General features: G+C 36.1%; 9 protein-coding genes. 7 read left to right on the top strand and 2 right to left on the bottom strand.

What is annotated here, in order from left to right; genetic code table 11:
* The 7 genes from ABID23_RS02285 (at nucleotide 1) to ABID23_RS02315 (ending at nucleotide 11,175) form a co-directional block, all read left to right on the top strand.
* Nucleotides 1-438 carry a cytochrome c-type biogenesis protein gene (locus ABID23_RS02285; RefSeq protein WP_354188915.1) on the top strand — a complete coding sequence of 146 codons (438 nt, stop codon included), beginning with the start codon at nucleotides 1-3 and terminating at the stop codon, nucleotides 436-438.
* A 203-nt stretch (nucleotides 439-641) separates the two neighbouring features.
* The gene (locus ABID23_RS02290; protein WP_354188917.1) at nucleotides 642-2,153 is read left to right on the top strand and encodes a Do family serine endopeptidase; all 1,512 of its coding nucleotides are present in this window, start codon (nucleotides 642-644) and stop codon (nucleotides 2,151-2,153) included.
* Between the two features lie 84 nt (nucleotides 2,154-2,237).
* Nucleotides 2,238-2,924 carry a winged helix-turn-helix domain-containing protein gene (locus ABID23_RS02295; protein WP_354188919.1) on the top strand — a complete coding sequence of 229 codons (687 nt, stop codon included), beginning with the start codon at nucleotides 2,238-2,240 and terminating at the stop codon, nucleotides 2,922-2,924.
* Nucleotides 2,921-4,303, top strand: a complete 1,383-nt coding sequence (locus tag ABID23_RS02300; protein WP_354188921.1) for a sensor histidine kinase — start codon at nucleotides 2,921-2,923, stop codon at nucleotides 4,301-4,303. The genes ABID23_RS02295 and ABID23_RS02300 overlap by 4 nt, the downstream gene beginning before the upstream one ends.
* Before the next feature lie 94 nt (nucleotides 4,304-4,397).
* Nucleotides 4,398-7,322, top strand: coding sequence for a bifunctional [glutamine synthetase] adenylyltransferase/[glutamine synthetase]-adenylyl-L-tyrosine phosphorylase (locus ABID23_RS02305; protein ID WP_354188923.1), 2,925 nt, complete (start codon nucleotides 4,398-4,400; stop codon nucleotides 7,320-7,322).
* Between the two features lie 765 nt (nucleotides 7,323-8,087).
* Complete coding sequence (locus ABID23_RS02310; RefSeq protein ID WP_354188925.1) at nucleotides 8,088-8,975, top strand: outer membrane protein; 888 nt, start codon at nucleotides 8,088-8,090, stop codon at nucleotides 8,973-8,975.
* Between the two features lie 1,642 nt (nucleotides 8,976-10,617).
* Nucleotides 10,618-11,175 (top strand): methylated-DNA--[protein]-cysteine S-methyltransferase, encoded by a 558-nt coding sequence (locus ABID23_RS02315; RefSeq protein WP_354188976.1) that lies wholly within the window; start codon nucleotides 10,618-10,620, stop codon nucleotides 11,173-11,175.
* On the opposite strand, the gene ABID23_RS02320 is transcribed toward ABID23_RS02315, so the two are convergent.
* The gene (locus ABID23_RS02320; protein ID WP_354188927.1) at nucleotides 11,150-13,471 is read right to left on the bottom strand and encodes a sensor histidine kinase; all 2,322 of its coding nucleotides are present in this window, start codon (nucleotides 13,469-13,471) and stop codon (nucleotides 11,150-11,152) included. The genes ABID23_RS02315 and ABID23_RS02320 overlap by 26 nt on opposite strands.
* Nucleotides 13,472-14,010: 539 nt before the next feature.
* On the bottom strand, nucleotides 14,011-16,638 hold the full coding sequence (gene pepN / locus ABID23_RS02325) for an aminopeptidase N (RefSeq protein WP_354188929.1): 2,628 nt from the start codon (nucleotides 16,636-16,638) through the stop codon (nucleotides 14,011-14,013).
* Nucleotides 16,639-16,649 lie beyond the last annotated feature (11 nt).

The following is a 16,649-nucleotide window of genomic DNA, read 5'->3' on the forward strand; positions in this document are numbered from 1 at the left end:
ATGAAAAATATATTGTTTTGGGCTTTGTTATTTTTAATCGAGGCTTTTCCTTTGCCGTTAGCGATAGCGGTAGAGCCAGATGAAATGCTCAGTGATACAGCTCTTGAAACGCGGGCACGAAACATTTCATCATATTTACGTTGTCCGGTGTGCCAAAGTCAATCAATTGATGATTCAGATGCCCCCCTAGCGCATGATTTACGCCTTTTGATTAGGGAAAGGTTAAAAATGGGTGATACCGATAAACAAGTTATTGATTTTCTTGTTGAGCGATATGGTGAATTCATTCTCTTGAAACCACTATTCAATAAAACAACTTGGTTTTTATGGTTTTCGCCTTTGATCATTCTCGTTGTTGGTGCAAGCTTCATATTTTTTCGAATTAAACGACACAAGCATGAAAAAAACAACCATTTTGAATATGATAAGGGGTGGTAATTAGCAGCACCGTTGCTTGAAGAGGTATGACGTAAAAAACTGAGGTCCTTGAAATTAGGTCTGTCAACCTTATTAATCATGGTGTTTTGTTGGGTGATTAACCTTACAAAACTTTAACAATTTAGACAGAAAACGGTAAGGTCTGTTACTTTATAATATGTTATAGTCTGGATGAAATGTGATTGAATAGGAGCATATATCAAATGGTAAAAAAAACTTTCTTTAAAACATTCGTTGCAGTGGGTATGTCTGCTATGTTGGAAAGTGCAGTGTTTTTTGGTGGGTGTGGAGCAAGTTTGTGGACGACAACGGCTCAGGCAAATTCTGTATTTAGTTCATTTATGCAACAGCAGGGATTTGCTGACCTTGTTTCTCAAGTAAAATCCGCAGTTGTTTCGGTGCAAGTAAAAAGCAGTAAAAAGAGAGAAAATTGGTTCTTTAGTGATTTCTTTAGTGGTCCGGGGATTGATCAATTACCGGATCAACATCCTATGAAAAGGCTTTTTAAAGAATTTTTTGATTTTGATAAACCTAAAAATAAATTTTCACCCCATGCCAATAGGCTCCGTCCGGTGGCTTTTGGATCAGGTTTTTTTACTTCATCTGATGGTTATATTGTCACCAATGATCATGTGATTTCTGGTGGTACAAGTTATTCGGTTGTTCTTGATGATGGTACAGAATTGAGTGCAAAGCTTATTGGAACAGATCCACGGACAGACCTTGCAGTGTTGAAAGTAAATGACAAGAGAAAATTTTCGTATGTTGATTTTGGTGATGATTCAAAACTTCGTGTTGGTGATTGGGTTGTTGCTATTGGTAATCCCTTTGGTCTTGGTGGTACTGTAACAGCAGGGATTGTTTCTGCACGTGGACGCGACATCGGTACAGGTGTTTATGATGACTTTATTCAGATTGATGCGGCTGTTAATAGGGGAAACTCCGGTGGTCCAACTTTTGATTTGAATGGAAAAGTTGTAGGAGTGAATACGGCAATTTTTTCTCCTTCTGGCGGAAATGTGGGGATTGCTTTTGCTATTCCGGCCGCAACAGCAAAACAGGTTGTGCAACAGCTTATTGAAAAAGGCTCAGTACAACGTGGCTGGCTTGGTGTTGTCATTCAACCTGTAACACAAGAAATTTCTGATGCAATTGGTTTGAAAGAAGCTAAGGGGGCTTTAATTGCTGATGCTTCAAAGGGGCCCGCGGAAAAAGCAGGTCTCAAGACAGGTGATGTGATTATTTCAGTTAATAGTGAAAAGATTAATGATTCTCGTGACTTGGCAAAGCGTATTGCAAATATTAAGCCGGGTGAAACGGTGACGTTGGGTGTTTGGAGATCTGGTAAAGAGGAAAGTGTAAAGGTTAAGCTTGATGCAATGCCTGAAAATGAGTCTAAGAAAGAGGGCGCGAAATCTTCAATTGAACGGGGTGGTATAGACGAAACATTGGAAGATTATGGTCTGATTGTTGCGCCTTCTGAGGATGGTTTAGGGTTGGTTGTCACAGATGTTGATTCCGATTCAGATGCTGCAGATAAGGGAATCCGTCCTGGTGATGTGATTGTGACAGTTAATAATAAATCTGTTAAAAAGGTGTCGGATGTTACAGACACAATCAAGAGTGCTCAAAAACTTGGACGAAAGGTTATTCTTCTACAAATACGCACAAATGGACAAAATCGTTTTGTCGCTCTTCCGATTTTAAAAAAATAATATTTGGTTGATGGTGAGGTAGAGGTTGTTTAAACTTTTACCTCACAGATAAAGCGATTGTATAAGAGAACGGAGATGCGTTTTATGAAGATACTTGTTATTGAAGATGATCATGAAACAGGACGCTATCTCGAAAAGGCTTTTTTAGAGGCAGGGCATTTAGTTGATGTTGCCTATGATGGGGATACTGGGTATCTTTTAGCCGATACAGAAAATTATGATGTTATGGTTGTTGATCGGATGCTTTTGCATCGTGATGGTCTTTCTATTATTTCTGAATTGCGTGCTAAAGGCAATGAAACACCGGTTCTTATCCTTTCAGCATTAGGGCAAGTGAATGATCGTGTGACAGGTTTGCGTGCAGGAGGGGATGATTATTTGACAAAGCCTTATGCTTTTTCTGAGCTTCTCGCTCGTGTTGAAGTGTTGCAGCGGCGTAAAAATCCTAAGGAGGCAGAAACAGTTTATTGCGTAGGAAATCTTGAACTTGATCGGTTAGCGCATACAGTGAAACGGGGAGAAAAGAATATCATCTTGCAGCCGCGGGAGTTTCGTTTACTTGAATATTTGATGCGATATGCTGGTCAGGTGGTAACGCGTACAATGCTTTTGGAAAATGTTTGGGACTATCATTTTGATCCGCAAACCAATGTTATTGATGTTCATATATCTCGTTTGAGAGCAAAAATTGAAAAAGATTTTGACGTTCCACTTCTTCATACCGTGCGTGGAGCTGGGTATATGTTGAAAGCGCCAGAAAATCAAAAATGAATCGTCTTATCAATATAATACGCACAACTGCGTTCAGACTTTCAGCACTTTATATTTTATTGTTTGGTCTTGTGGCAATGGGGCTTTCTATTTATATGACAGCTTTTTCTGTTTCGTTGTTAACGAAGCAAACCGAGCAAGCTTTGTATGAAGAGTTAAAATATATCGAAAATGCTTATAGTTATGGTGGTCTTCCTTTATTGATACGGACTATTGATTATCGTTCACGACAACCAGGTGCTTTTCTTTATCTTGTTACTGATCCTATGGGACGAGTTTTAGCAGGCAATGTTGCGCGCATTGAACTAGGTCTTTTGAATCATAACGGTTTTATTGCAAATTCATTTTTATATTCTCGTTTTGGAGAACATGGAAAAACAAGCGAGCATCGTGCGTTGGCAATTGTTTTTAATTTACCCAATGCTATGAAGGTCCTTATTGGGCGGGATTTGGATGAACCAGAACGTTTTGCAACCGTTGTCCGTAAAGCCGTCATGATTGCTCTTGCGGCAATGGTTGGCGGAGCTTTACTCATATGGTTTTTTGTCGGTAGGCGTGCGTTGCAAAGAATTGATCACGTTACCGCTGCATCACAACGTTTAATGGATGGCGATTTCAGTGGACGTTTACCTGTTTCTGGGGTAGGCGATGAGTTTGATCGATTATCTGCTAATCTTAATGTGATGTTAGATCGTATTGAAGAATTAAATATTGGTTTGCGTCAAGTATCTGATAACATTGCTCATGATTTGAAAACACCGCTAACACGTCTTAGAAATTGTGCTGAAGAAGCGCTCTCTGGGCAAAAAACAAAGTTTGAATATCGTCAGGCCCTTGAGGGGATTATTGGTGAATCTGACCAACTTATTCGTACGTTTAATGCAATTTTAATGATTTCACGCATTGAAGCGAGTAGTGCAATTGAACATCTTGAGCCTATGAATGTGAAACTGATCCTTGAAGATGCTGTTGAATTGTATGAGCCTTTTGCTGAAGAATCGGGTGTTTTACTTCGATTGGGAGATACATTTGATAAAGAATTGAAGTTAAATCGTGAGCTTATTGCACAATCCATTTTTAATCTGATTGATAATGCGATTAAATATGCACCTAAAGATGGAAGAAAAGCCAAGGTTTGCTTGTCGATGGAATATCGTGGTGAACATTTATTAGTGGTCGTTAGCGATAATGGTCCAGGAATTGCAGCGGATAAACGTGAAAAAGTAACAGAGCGCTTCTTTCGCCTTGAAGAAAGCCGTACACAGCCTGGTTTTGGTATTGGTTTGAGCATAACAAAAGCTGTTATGAAGCTTCATGGAGGTGAGTTATTGCTTGAAGATGAAAATCCAGGGCTTAGAGCTGTTTTATTGTTTCCTTAAAGTCCTTTGCTTCATTGTGTGATTTTGATCGCTATGGTTATTTTTCCTTGAAGTATAAAATGATAAAATCTGAAATGTTTTCAGGGGAGTATAAATGAAAAGTGCTTTTTTAAAAACAAAGTTTCTTCCTTTATGCTCTCTTGATGAAAGCGGTTCTCAATGGTTAAAAGACTTCCAAGAACAAGCGAAGAAAGAAAATTTAGAACCGCTTGTTTCCTTTATTTTAGAGAAGGGAAAGCAGATTGAGTTTATAAGCGCGATTATGACTTTATCTCCTTTTCTGCGGGAAACTTTAATTGCTAATCCATCCTATCTTAGTCCTTTGTTGCATGTTGATATAGAAACAAGGTTGCGTGAAATCATAGATGATATTGCCGTTCTTAAAAAGAATGAGAGCATGAATGAAACGGCATTAATGGCTGTTTTAAGGCGTAAAAAACGGGAAGCACATGTTCTCATTGCTTTAGCTGATTTGAGTGGTGTTTTTACATATGAAGTTTCATGCACTTGGTTGACACGTTTGGGAGAAGTCGCATTAAGTGTTGCTTTACATTTTCTTTTAAGAGAAGCACATGATCACGGTAAGATAAATTTGTTAAACCGTGATGATCCGGAAAAGGATTGTGGTTTAATCATTTTAGGAATGGGAAAATTAGGGGCAGGAGAACTAAATTATTCCTCTGATATTGACCTTATTGTTTTCATTGATGAAACCTCACCTCATATTTGTAATCTTTCTGAGAGTGTCGATATATTTTCAAAAATAATTCGTCGTTTGATTCGTATCATTCAAGAAAGAACGGTGGATGGTTATGTTTTTCGCCTCGATTTTAGGCTTCGACCAGATCCAAGTTCAACTCCTTTGGCTTTACCAGCAAGGGCTGCACTGCGTTATTACGAAGGGCGTGGACAAAATTGGGAGCGTGCTGCTATGATTAAGGCACGTCCAGTCGCCGGTGATAAAAAGGCAGGGTTTAATTTTCTAAAAGAACTTTTTCCTTATGTGTGGCGAAAATATTTAGATTATGCTGCTATTGCAGATATCCATTCGATTAAACGTCAAATCCATGCGCATAAAAATTATGGTCAGACTTCTGCTTATGGTCATAATGTCAAATTAGGGCGTGGTGGTATTCGTGAGATTGAGTTTTTTGTGCAGACACAACAGCTTATTGCTGGGGGACGCTTTCCCCAATTACGTGGGCGTCAGACAGTTGCAATGCTAAAAGAATTGCAGGCACTTGGTTGGATTAGCGAGAAAACGCGAGATAGTCTGATAGAAAGTTATGCTTTTTTACGAAATGTAGAACATCGTATCCAGATGCTTGCAGATCAACAAACACACCTTCTTCCTAATCATGTTTCTCAATTTACAAGTGTTGCATATTTGATGGGGTATCAAGAAACGGATAGGTTTATACAAGATTTATTAAAAACGCTTAAGGTTGTTGAGAAGCACTATGCAGCGTTATTTGAAAACGAGCAAGAGCTTGGTTTAGAAATTGGCAATTTAGTTTTTACCGGTGAAGAAGATGATCCGGAGACATTGATAACGCTCAACCGTCTGGGTTTTGAAAGAGCAAGTGATATTTGCCGTATTATGCGCACACTTCATTGTGGGCGTTATAAAGTGACTCAATCTGCGGAGGCTCGTGAAAGATTAACAGAATTAACTCCGGCACTTTTGAAAGCTTTTGGTGCAACAAAACGTGCTGATGAAGTTATGTTGTGTTTTGATTGTTTTTTACAGGGGTTGCCTTCAGGAATTCAGCTTTTTAGCCTTTTACAGTCTAATCCTTCTCTTTTGGATATGTTGGTTCTTATCATGGGGGCAGCTCCGCGTCTTGCAGAAATTATTGCGCGTAAACCCCATGTTTTTGATGGGATGTTAGATCCAGAAATTTTTTCAGAATTGCCAACAAAAGCTTATTTAGAAAAACGGCTTGAATATTTTCTTGAAGGTGTTTCCTCTTATGAAGAAATTCTTGATAACTTAAGAGTTTTTGCTGATGAACAACGATTTTTGATTGGTATTCGGATTTTGAATGGTGCAATTACAGGTGAAAGAGCAGGTTTTGCCTTTACTGCACTTGCTGATCTTATGATTACAAAAACATTTGCTACGGTTCAAACGGAATTTTCCCGTCTTCATGGTAATATTAAAGGGGGGCGTGTTGGTATATTGGGAATGGGGAAACTTGGAAGCCATGAGTTAACGGCTGGTTCAGATGTTGATCTTATTTTACTGTATGAACATGATGAGGATGCGGAAATATCGGATGGAGAAAAGCCTCTCTATCCCTCTCAGTATTATACGCGTTTGACACAGCGTTTGGTTGCTGCTCTATCTACTCTTACAAGTCAAGGTGTTCTTTATGCCGTTGATTTAAGGTTACGGCCGTTAGGCAATAAGGGGCCTGTTGCTATTTCTTTTCAGTTTTTAAGAAACTATTATCACAAGGAAGCATGGATATGGGAATATCTTGCTTTAACACGGGCGCGAGGTATTACTGGAGATCCCGATTTTTTGCAAAAATTAGAAAATGAAATTTGTACCATTATTGCTTTGCCTCGTGATAAAAAGTGTGTTGCAAAAGAAGTATGTGAAATGCGTTCTTTGATTGAAAAAGAAAAACCACCGGAAAATCGATGGGATTTGAAAACAACGCTTGGGGGGATTGTGGATTTGGAGTTTATCGCTCAATTTGCGCTTATTACACATGTAACTGAGTTTCAAATTGGAGCAACGACTGCAGATATTTTGTCTCGATTACCAAGTCGTTTTCTTAATCAGTCGTTAGTCGCTGATTTACATCGTGCCTGTAGTCTCTACACGAATTTGAGCCAAGTTATACGATTGTGTTTAAATCATTCTCTCAACCCTCATGATATGCCACCTAGATTAAGCGATCTTTTGTTTAATAGCGTTGGAGAGCCTGATTTACCTCGTGTTGAACAATTAATTGAGGAAACGAGGCAATCGGTATGTTCAATTTTTAAACATGTCATGAAATTTTGAGTATAGCTTACAAAAAACTGTATGTTATTATGAGCTAAAATATAAATTTTTAGTTAAATATTGATTATATTTTTTACCTACGTTTTTTAATATTATGATTATAAAGTTATTATACTATTGTAATAACGATTTGTAATCGTGATTATATGTATTTTATATATATGTTGTTTATTTTTTTGTATTTACTTCGGTTTTGTAGAAAAACTTATGATGAATAGTTATTCAAAATGATTTTAACATATGAATTAATTCTAGATATTACTTTCATTTAAAATTTTAAGCCATAATTGTATTTATCCTATGGGAGAATATTGCGTATAATATATTGATTATATCAATATAGACAACTTATCTAAATAAGAATATTCAAGTTCTTATCATTAGATAATAAAGAAGAACGTCTTTACTTCATAAATTTAGATGGAATATTATAAAATTATCGATATGTATTTTTATAGTATTGGTAATAGCACTATGTTGAGAAAAATAAGCTAAAAATTCCTTCTTATGAAGGGTATGAGAAATTTTTATTTCTTTTTTAAGATGCAGTATAAACGTCTGCCATGATACTGATTAATGATATGAAGTAAAGGCAAGGTATAGAAATTTTAATCACTTATTATAACAATATTTATGAGGTATTTTTATTATTTTAAAATATAGATTTTATTTTTTATACATTTTTATAATTTTTACTATAGATTTTTTAATAAAAATATGAAATATTCTGTTAATTATGTATTAATTAGCTTTTATGGAGCAATTATGACTATAAAATACTTAATAACAACATCTATTCTTTCTTTAACTTTAGTTTCTGTAGTACAGGCAGCGGATACTTCTATATCAGAGATATCAGAAAAGCCGACTCCTGTTATTGTTACCCCTACTTTTTCTTGGACAGGATTTTATCTTGGAGGGCAAATTGGTAGTTTTTCAAGTAAAACAAGTGCAAGTTATTTAGCAGATGAGGCTACAAAGAAATGGATTCCGATTCAACAAGAGTTTTTACCTAAGCTCTCCGGTTTTATTGGAGGTATTTACGCAGGTTCCAATATTGATATCGATGGTGGTTTTATTCTAGGTATTGATACAGACATTATGTGGTCCGATAAAAAGGATACAAAAGAGATCAGTTCATCAGATATAGAGCCACCGGAAGTAAAAGCACCAGAAGCAAAGTTAAAAAGAGTGGCTTTTGGAGGGGGAGAGGGGCCGAGTTACTCAGTAAGGGACGAAGGCGTTTCGACTATAGAATTAAAAAAAGTAAAGCATACTTTAAAACAAAAATGGTTTGGTGCGACACGGGTAAAAATGGGTTTTTCTGTTGATCGCATGATGCCGTATGTTGCAGGAGGTGTTGCTTATACGCAGATTCAAAATATTTTTGCAAGTGCAGACGATGCGAGTGTAAAAAACGATGCGAGTGTAAAAAATCGGGACATTGATTTTGCTGAATTTTTGCAAGATGAAAAAAAGACAATGGTTGGCTATACCATTGGAGGTGGGGTTGATTTTGCCATGACCGATCATATTATGATGCGTGCAGAGTATCGGTACTCGGATTTTGGTAAGAAGAAATTTGTACATGACAAAGTTGAAATGCGTTATAAAACGAATGATTTCCGTGTTGGGGTCGCATACAAATTTTAATGTACTGTAGGATCAATCAATTTAAAAGCCTTATTTTAAAAATAGGGCTTTTATTCTTTCACATATGTGTTGGAGAGTATTTTAAAAAGAGGGGACTCCACTTATTTTGATGACTTTAGTCGGTAGTTCACTTTATTGATGATATCATCAATATTTTCATTTAAATAATAAAAAAGCGCAAATACAGAGAATTTTGAGGTAAAAAATTATCTTCATGATATATGCTCTAGATAAGATAACTCCATATGATTTACAGAGCTAAATGAACAAAAAACAACATCATAATTTTAAGCGATTATCAAATAGATGCTGTTTGAGTATTTTACATTTGATAATAGAATAGATGATAGCCTTATGAAAGTTCATTATATCAATCATTTTATGAAAAAATTGATAAAAAATAAAGAGTTATTCAAGAATAATCGAAACAAAAAACGATGATGAGTGATTACTCTAGAACAGGGGCTATAATTTTGAAGATGGAATGAGCGCATATAAGTCATTCCTTGTGTCAGTTTTTATTAAGGCTAAAATATTGTTTATTTATATGTAACGATAGAGATCGATATATGGATGAAAGTCTGGTTTAGTATAAGTTAAATATTGCTTTATAGATTACTCTAATGTAAAACTGATAATAAAAATGTTAGATAATAAAATACAATATTGGTTTATTACTCTATAGATATAAAAAATTATAATATTAATCAATTATTACGTATAATCGCGTGTTTTTTAGGGTATATGCAAAATAATTATCTCTTCAAGACAACTTTTGAATGAATAATGTGTATAGACTTCTTTATAAACTTTATACTTTCATTATTATGACATTTAATATTTTAACAATAGTATTATTAATATTGTAAAAAATATAAAATTGAAATTGTTTATATAATTGAAACTTATTTTATATTATTATCTTAAATAATACTGTTATTTATAAATAGCTTATATAAGCATACACAATATTATTATATAATGGAATACATAGAATCTAATAGTATATAACATATTCATTTATATTAAGTCTTGTTTTAAAAAATATAATTTAAGCTAAACTATAAAAGGAATAAAATAATTAAGGGTAATATGGAGTGGCAAGGTAATAAGACATGATACAAAAGAACCTTTCTTTTAAATAACGATAATATATTATATTTTAATAATATATTGTTATAGAGACATTTCAGAAAAGTCTGTGAAATAACTTCTCTCTAATGGGAGGTATGATTTATGATGGTTTATAAAAAATTTATGCTTATTATACAGAGTATCCTGTGAGTGTGATGTGAGAGATTCAGTTTTTTAGAATTTTCAAAGTTTTTTCAGAGTGTTTTTATGTCGTGCAGGTTGATATTTTTTCTTATAAAAAGATAAATATTTTTTTGAGTTTTCAGTCAAAATGTCTGCGGTATTTTTTTCATATGTTAGAATGATATAATTCATCTATAGCAAATAGTTTAACGTGTTGTTGTTTTCGTTATGACTCTGCTCTATAAAATGGTTAAAATACTATTCCAAGCTTATTGCTAAAGAGATAGGGTTGTATGATTTTCTTTTATCTTATGGAAAGTATAATGATAAAATTTCTCTTTTTATTTTAGTTATAGTCTTAAGCGTTTTAGAAAATATCAAAAAAGTGTTGAATATTCTTGAACAAAAAATCTTTTGTCTGAAAAGCACTTCAATAGGAGAGCTTTTGGTTGCAAAGTCCCGCAAAGGGATTTGTAATATAGCGTTGGGAGATATAAGGGAACAATTATTACAGGACTTCACGAGTCGATTTTGTGATGTAAAACAAGTTGATCATGATAAAACCTTTAACAAGGAAGTCGCACATATTGTGGAAATGATAGAAACATCTCTACTGGTAGAAAAGTATGATTTCTCTTTAGATATACATGGCACTGTTTTTCAAAAGAAAGTATGGACAGCGTTATGTGAAGTGCCATGTGGTGAGACAATTTCATATGAGGCATTGGCGCGACGTATTGGTATGCCGAATTCTTTTCGTGCTGTTGCTCATGCATGTGCACATAATGAACTGGCATTAATCATTCCTTGTCATCGTGTCATACGCAAAAATGGTTCGATTTCTGGATATCGTTGGGGGATTTGGCGGAAACAGATTTTACTACAACGGGAAAAAAATAAGCATATTAAAAATGGATTTAATTTTGTTGAATCGGCATTGTAATAATGACAGTTGTGCCTTTCATTTCCTCAGAAATAATTTCAAGTTTTCCTTTATGGAGTTCTAGTAAGGAACGTGAAATGGCTAATCCAAGACCTGAACCAGTATGGGTTTTAGTAAGTTGATTTTCAACTTGCTCAAAAGGTTGTCCAAGCTTTTTGATTGCTGATTTTGGAATGCCAACGCCTGTATCTTTAATGCTACATACAAGGTTATTTTTCTTTTTAAAAGCATAGATATCAATGCTTCCACCAGAAGGTGTAAATTTAACAGCATTGGAGATGAGGTTCAGGAAGATTTGTTTCATGGCACGTCCGTCAATTTCTGCATGGAGTTCTGGAGAAATATTTGTTGTAATAGAAATGTTTTTTTCTTGCGCTTGTGGTGTAAGAGTTCGTGCTGCTTCACTGATGATTGGTTCAAGATCAATATTTTTATAATCGAGAGTAAATCTTCCAGCTTCGATTTTGGACATATCGAGGATATCATTGATAAGGGTTAGAAGGTGAGTTCCTGAATTGTAAATATCATGCATATATTCTTTATAGCGTTGCGAGCCAAGAGGACCAAAAGTGGACTGCAACATAATATCTGAAAAACCAAGAATAGCATTGAGCGGGGTACGCAACTCATGGGACATATTGGCTAAAAATTCTGATTTAGCTTTATTCGCACTTTCAGCACGCTCCTTTTCTGCTTTCAAACTTTTATTCAGTTTTTCTACCTCTGTTGCACGTTGTTGTGCATTTCCTCGAGCTCGTTTGAGTTCTTGAATAAAAGAAAAAAGGCGTCTTTCGCTGTCTTCAAATTTTTCTTGTTGTTGTTTTAGCTCAGAAATATCCGTACCAATACAAACAAGCCCTCCATCTTGAGTACGGCGTTCGTTAATTTTGAGCCAATAACCATCTGCAGTTTGGCGAATACTGGTTAAGTTCCCTGTCCCATCTTCTTTAAGGGGATATTCATTCATAGCGGGGCGTGCCATAGCTTCAACTGTGGCACGTTGGATACCTGGTTGTAAAACTTGTTTAGGGATAGCGGCATATTCGCAAAATTTACTGTTGGACATGACGAGACGCCCCTCAGAATCCCATAAGACAAAAGACTCTGAAATATTTTCAATCGCGTCGCGGATACGAAGATCAGCTTGTGCCGTTTCTTCTGCGAGTTGGCGTTGTTCACTAATGTCAAAAACAATGCCAACCAAATGCGGCTCTTCTTCATTCATAACTTCAGCACGAATGCGCATCCATACATAATGACCATTAGCATGACGCATGGGGACATTAATATCGATATGCTCTTTTTTACCACTCATGAGTTCTTGAGCAAGATCAAAAAAATTAGCATCACTTGGATTAATGATAGCGGTAATTTGTGAAATTGAGAGTAGGGAATCTTGAGGGACATAACCGAGCATTTCATAAATTGCTCGTGACCAGTAAACACGGCCACTTGCCATATTCCAATCCCAAAGTCCACAGCGCCCACGCATCATTGCCATATCAATGCGGTTTTGCGTCTTCTCTGACATTAAATCTATATTACGTGCTCGCACAATTTGATTGTAATAAGCGTAGAGGAGAGCGAGAATAATACCGGTTGTTCCTATGAACAGAGTCATATTTAACGAGAAAATTTTGCGCCACTGCGTATAGATATGTTGCGTTTTTTCGCTTATAAAGACACCATACTGTTCATTTCTTGTTTTCTGAAATAAGGCGAGAGCAGAATTATCTTTGCCGACTGCAATTTTCACGATTTCAGCAGGAGACATGAAAGATTGTAAATCGATGTCTTGAGAGAGAAAATCCTGTAAGGGCTTTCCTAAAATGGTATCTGAACCAGATGAGGCAAGGACATTGCTTTTTTGATCAACGATGGCAATAAATGTATGAGGGTTAATAAGGTTCTTATGATTCAAGTCTGTAAGGATTTGTTGCAAATGGTCATGAGAAAGAGCCGAGGCTTTTCTTTTCTCAGGAGTAGCAAGTAAGTCACGATCAATTGTATTGATAATATGAGAAGCTAAAAGAGTGATGGTTGAGCGTGTATTCTTATCAATGGTATGACGCAAATTGTACATTGTTGCAAAACGAATTGTTGCGAGCACTACAAGAAATGCGATAATGAACAGTGGAAGTGAGCGTCGCAACCAAGGTTCGATAAAAAGAAGCTTTTGATAAGCTAAGCCAGAAAGAAGGTTGAGGCGCCCTGTCTGCGCTTTGCGATTTTGAGCGCTTGACTGTGAATCAGAATATACCTCCTTTGGTGCATTATATGCGTCCAGTTTAGCCATTTTTAGTTCCTTTAATTATGGAATAATGTATTCTAAAAACTGTTTCGGTACTCACGCATAACAACTCCATAGGATGCCAATGAATCAAAACAGGAGTCTTCTGTCCAGTCTTTTTTTAAAAAAAATACTTCAGTTTTATGGATATTGTACATTACAATATTAACATATTGATTTATAATTATAATTTATCCTTATTCATCTTGAATAAGAGTGTCGAATATTGTCAGATTCTCTCATTTCAAATCCGCTTATCTTGAATTAATCAAAGTGATTTGCTTGCACATCACAAGGGGGACTGGTGTATGGAAAAAACGATAGCAGAAAGGATTTTAAATATCTCTTATGAACCGTCTCAATGCAAAGGCTGTCGTAACACCCACAAGTTGGCAAGTATAATGATGATGTCGCTTATAAAAGAAAATACAAATAGCCTATAAACAGGTTTATACTCTCTGTTTATAGGCTTATTATAACTGCGTAGGTCACTGATATTATGCTATAAGAAATATCATGATACACTGATTATAAATATTTTTATTTTAATCGAGTAAGCGATTGATGATATCCTCTACATCGCTTGATAAATTTGGAGCTTCTGCAATTGTTTTTAATGCAGTTTCAAATTTTTTCCGCCGAATAGGTTCTAATTGTCGCCAAGAGCGCGTCATTGTTAACAACCGTGAAGAGAGCTGCGGGTTTTTTTTGTCGATTTCCAAAATGATTTGGCAAAGAAAATGATAGGATGCACCATCAGTTCTATGAAAACCCGTTGGATTTTGAGAGGCAAAAACACCAATTAAGGCGCGTACACGATTGGGGTTGTCTTTTGAAAAAAGCGGATGGTGCATAAGCTTTTGAACGTGACCAAGTGTTGAATCGCCTGCGACCATTGCTTGAATAGAAAACCATTTATCCATGACTAAGGGATCATGCCGATATTGGTTTTCAAAATCATTTAAGGCACTTTGTGCCTGCTCACTTTTGTTAAAGTGTCGTACTAAAATATTTATACTTGCCATACGATCAGTCATATTATTGGCGGTTGCATATTGTGCAGATGCACGATTTGGTTGTGCTTCCGCAATGGAAAGATAGTCAAGCATAATGTTCCGTAATGCGCGTTTTCCAGTTTGGACCGTATTGGGAGAATAAGGTTCATTGATTTGTATTTTCGTATAAACTTCTGTGAAAAGCTCTTGATGTGTATGTGCGAGTGAGGCTAAAAACTGATCGCGTATATGGTGAATACGTTCTGGGTCAACATTTTCACCGATTATTTGAGCAAGTTCAGCTTCGCTTGGTAAATTTAAACAAAAGGCGCGAAATTCTGGTTCAAGGCTTTCGTCTTGAATGATGGTTTCAATTAAGTTTAGTAAAGTAGAAGGCATGTCTCCTTTTGCTTGGGTATTATCTTGAATTGCTTGAACCAGCGCTTTTGTCATCAAGTGGTTGAGCGATTGCCAGCGATTAACGTGATTGCTATCGTTTTGTGCAAGAAAGATAAGCTCGTCTTCATTGAATGGCATTTTTAGATGAATAGGTGCTGAGAAGTCTCTCAGCAATGATAATACAGGCTTTTCACGCAGCCCCTTTAATGTAAATGTTTGGTTTTCTTTGGATAAAAGCATTACATCTGATTGAATATCTGTATCAGCATCATAGTTAAGAGATTCTCCATTCTGCCCTAACAGTCCAAAAGCGATAGGGATCAGCATAGGTTTTTTTGTGTTTTGTTTCGGTGTTGCTGAAATATGTTGTTTTGCATGAATTGTTAAAACACCATCGTTGTAATGGTGATCAATTTCTACATTGGGAGTGCCTGCCTGTTCATACCACAACATGAATTGTGAAAAATCTCGTTGAGATACTTCAGCAAAACAGGCGATAAAGTCTTCAATTGTGCAGGCTTGTCCATCATGGCGCTGAAAATAGAGATCCATTCCTTTGCGAAAGAGATCGGGACCTAAAATAGTATGGACCATACGGACTACTTCTGCTCCTTTCTCATAGACAGTTGTAGTATAAAAATTATTTATTTGGCTGTATTGGCGAGGTCTTACAGGATGAGCGAGAGGACCAGAATCTTCGGAAAATTGTGCAGACTTTAATGTTTTTATATTTTTAATTCGCTGTAGACTACGTACATTTTGATCTGAAGAAAATTCTTGATCACGATAGACTGTTAATCCTTCTTTTAAACAGAGTTGAAACCAATCACGGCAAGTAATTCGATTACCGGTCCAATTATGGAAATATTCATGAGCAATGACACGTTCGACGTCTCGATAATCTTGATCAGTTGCTGTTTCAGGATCGGCAAGAACATATTTATCATTAAAAATGTTAAGTCCTTTGTTTTCCATTGCTCCCATATTAAAGTCAGAAACAGCAACGATATTGAAAACATCAAGGTCATATTCGCGTCCAAAATGTTGCTCATCCCAACGCATGGAGCGTTTGAGAGCATCCATTGCATAAGTTGCTTGCTTCGTTTTTCCTTTTTCTACATAGAGACCAAGTTCAATGCGTCGTCCGGATACGGTGATAAAATGGTCCTCTAGTTTATCAAGATCGCCGCCAACTAAAGCAAAGAGGTAAGATGGTTTGGGATAGGGATCCTCCCAAATGGCAAAATGACGATTATTTTCCAAAGTTCCTGTTTCTACGAGATTGCCATTGGAAAGCAAAATCGGAATTGTTTGAGAGTCTGCTTCAATTTTTACTTTGTAAGTAGAAAGAATATCTGGGCGATCATAAAAATAGGTAATACGACGAAAACCTTCTGATTCGCATTGTGTGCAATAAATACCATTTGAGAGATAAAGTCCCATGAGCTTGCGATTGCTCTCAGGATTAACTTCCGTAACCAATTGTAATGTAAAAGGAGTTGTCGGTGGTGCTGTAATTTCTAAACGTGAAGGAGTAGCTTTATAAGCACTCTCAGATAGTTTTTCACCATTAATTGCGACAGAAACCAGTGTCAGCTCATCACCAGACAGAACAAGAGGTGTTAACTCTTTTGTATTGTGACGAGGCTCAATAGACAATGTTGCTGTAACAGAGGTTTTTGTTGGCTCTAAACGGAAATGGAGTTGTGTTTTGGGGATATCGTAAGGGGTTTGCTGATAATCTTCTAAATGATAAATGGGGGTTGTTGATTGTTTCATAATTTTTCCTA

The organism is Bartonella silvatica, assembly GCF_040545155.1.
GTDB lineage: Bacteria > Pseudomonadota > Alphaproteobacteria > Rhizobiales > Rhizobiaceae > Bartonella > Bartonella silvatica.

Coding starts and splice junctions, on each gene's coding strand:
- ABID23_RS02305 (WP_354188923.1), top strand. CDS start 4,398: ATGAAAAGTGCTTTTTTAAAAACAAAGTTTCTTCCTTTATGCTCTCTT.
- ABID23_RS02290 (WP_354188917.1), top strand. CDS start 642: ATGGTAAAAAAAACTTTCTTTAAAACATTCGTTGCAGTGGGTATGTCT.
- ABID23_RS02295 (WP_354188919.1), top strand. CDS start 2,238: ATGAAGATACTTGTTATTGAAGATGATCATGAAACAGGACGCTATCTC.
- ABID23_RS02310 (WP_354188925.1), top strand. CDS start 8,088: ATGACTATAAAATACTTAATAACAACATCTATTCTTTCTTTAACTTTA.
- ABID23_RS02285 (WP_354188915.1), top strand. CDS start 1: ATGAAAAATATATTGTTTTGGGCTTTGTTATTTTTAATCGAGGCTTTT.
- pepN (WP_354188929.1), bottom strand. CDS start 16,638: ATGAAACAATCAACAACCCCCATTTATCATTTAGAAGATTATCAGCAA.
- ABID23_RS02300 (WP_354188921.1), top strand. CDS start 2,921: ATGAATCGTCTTATCAATATAATACGCACAACTGCGTTCAGACTTTCA.
- ABID23_RS02320 (WP_354188927.1), bottom strand. CDS start 13,471: ATGGCTAAACTGGACGCATATAATGCACCAAAGGAGGTATATTCTGAT.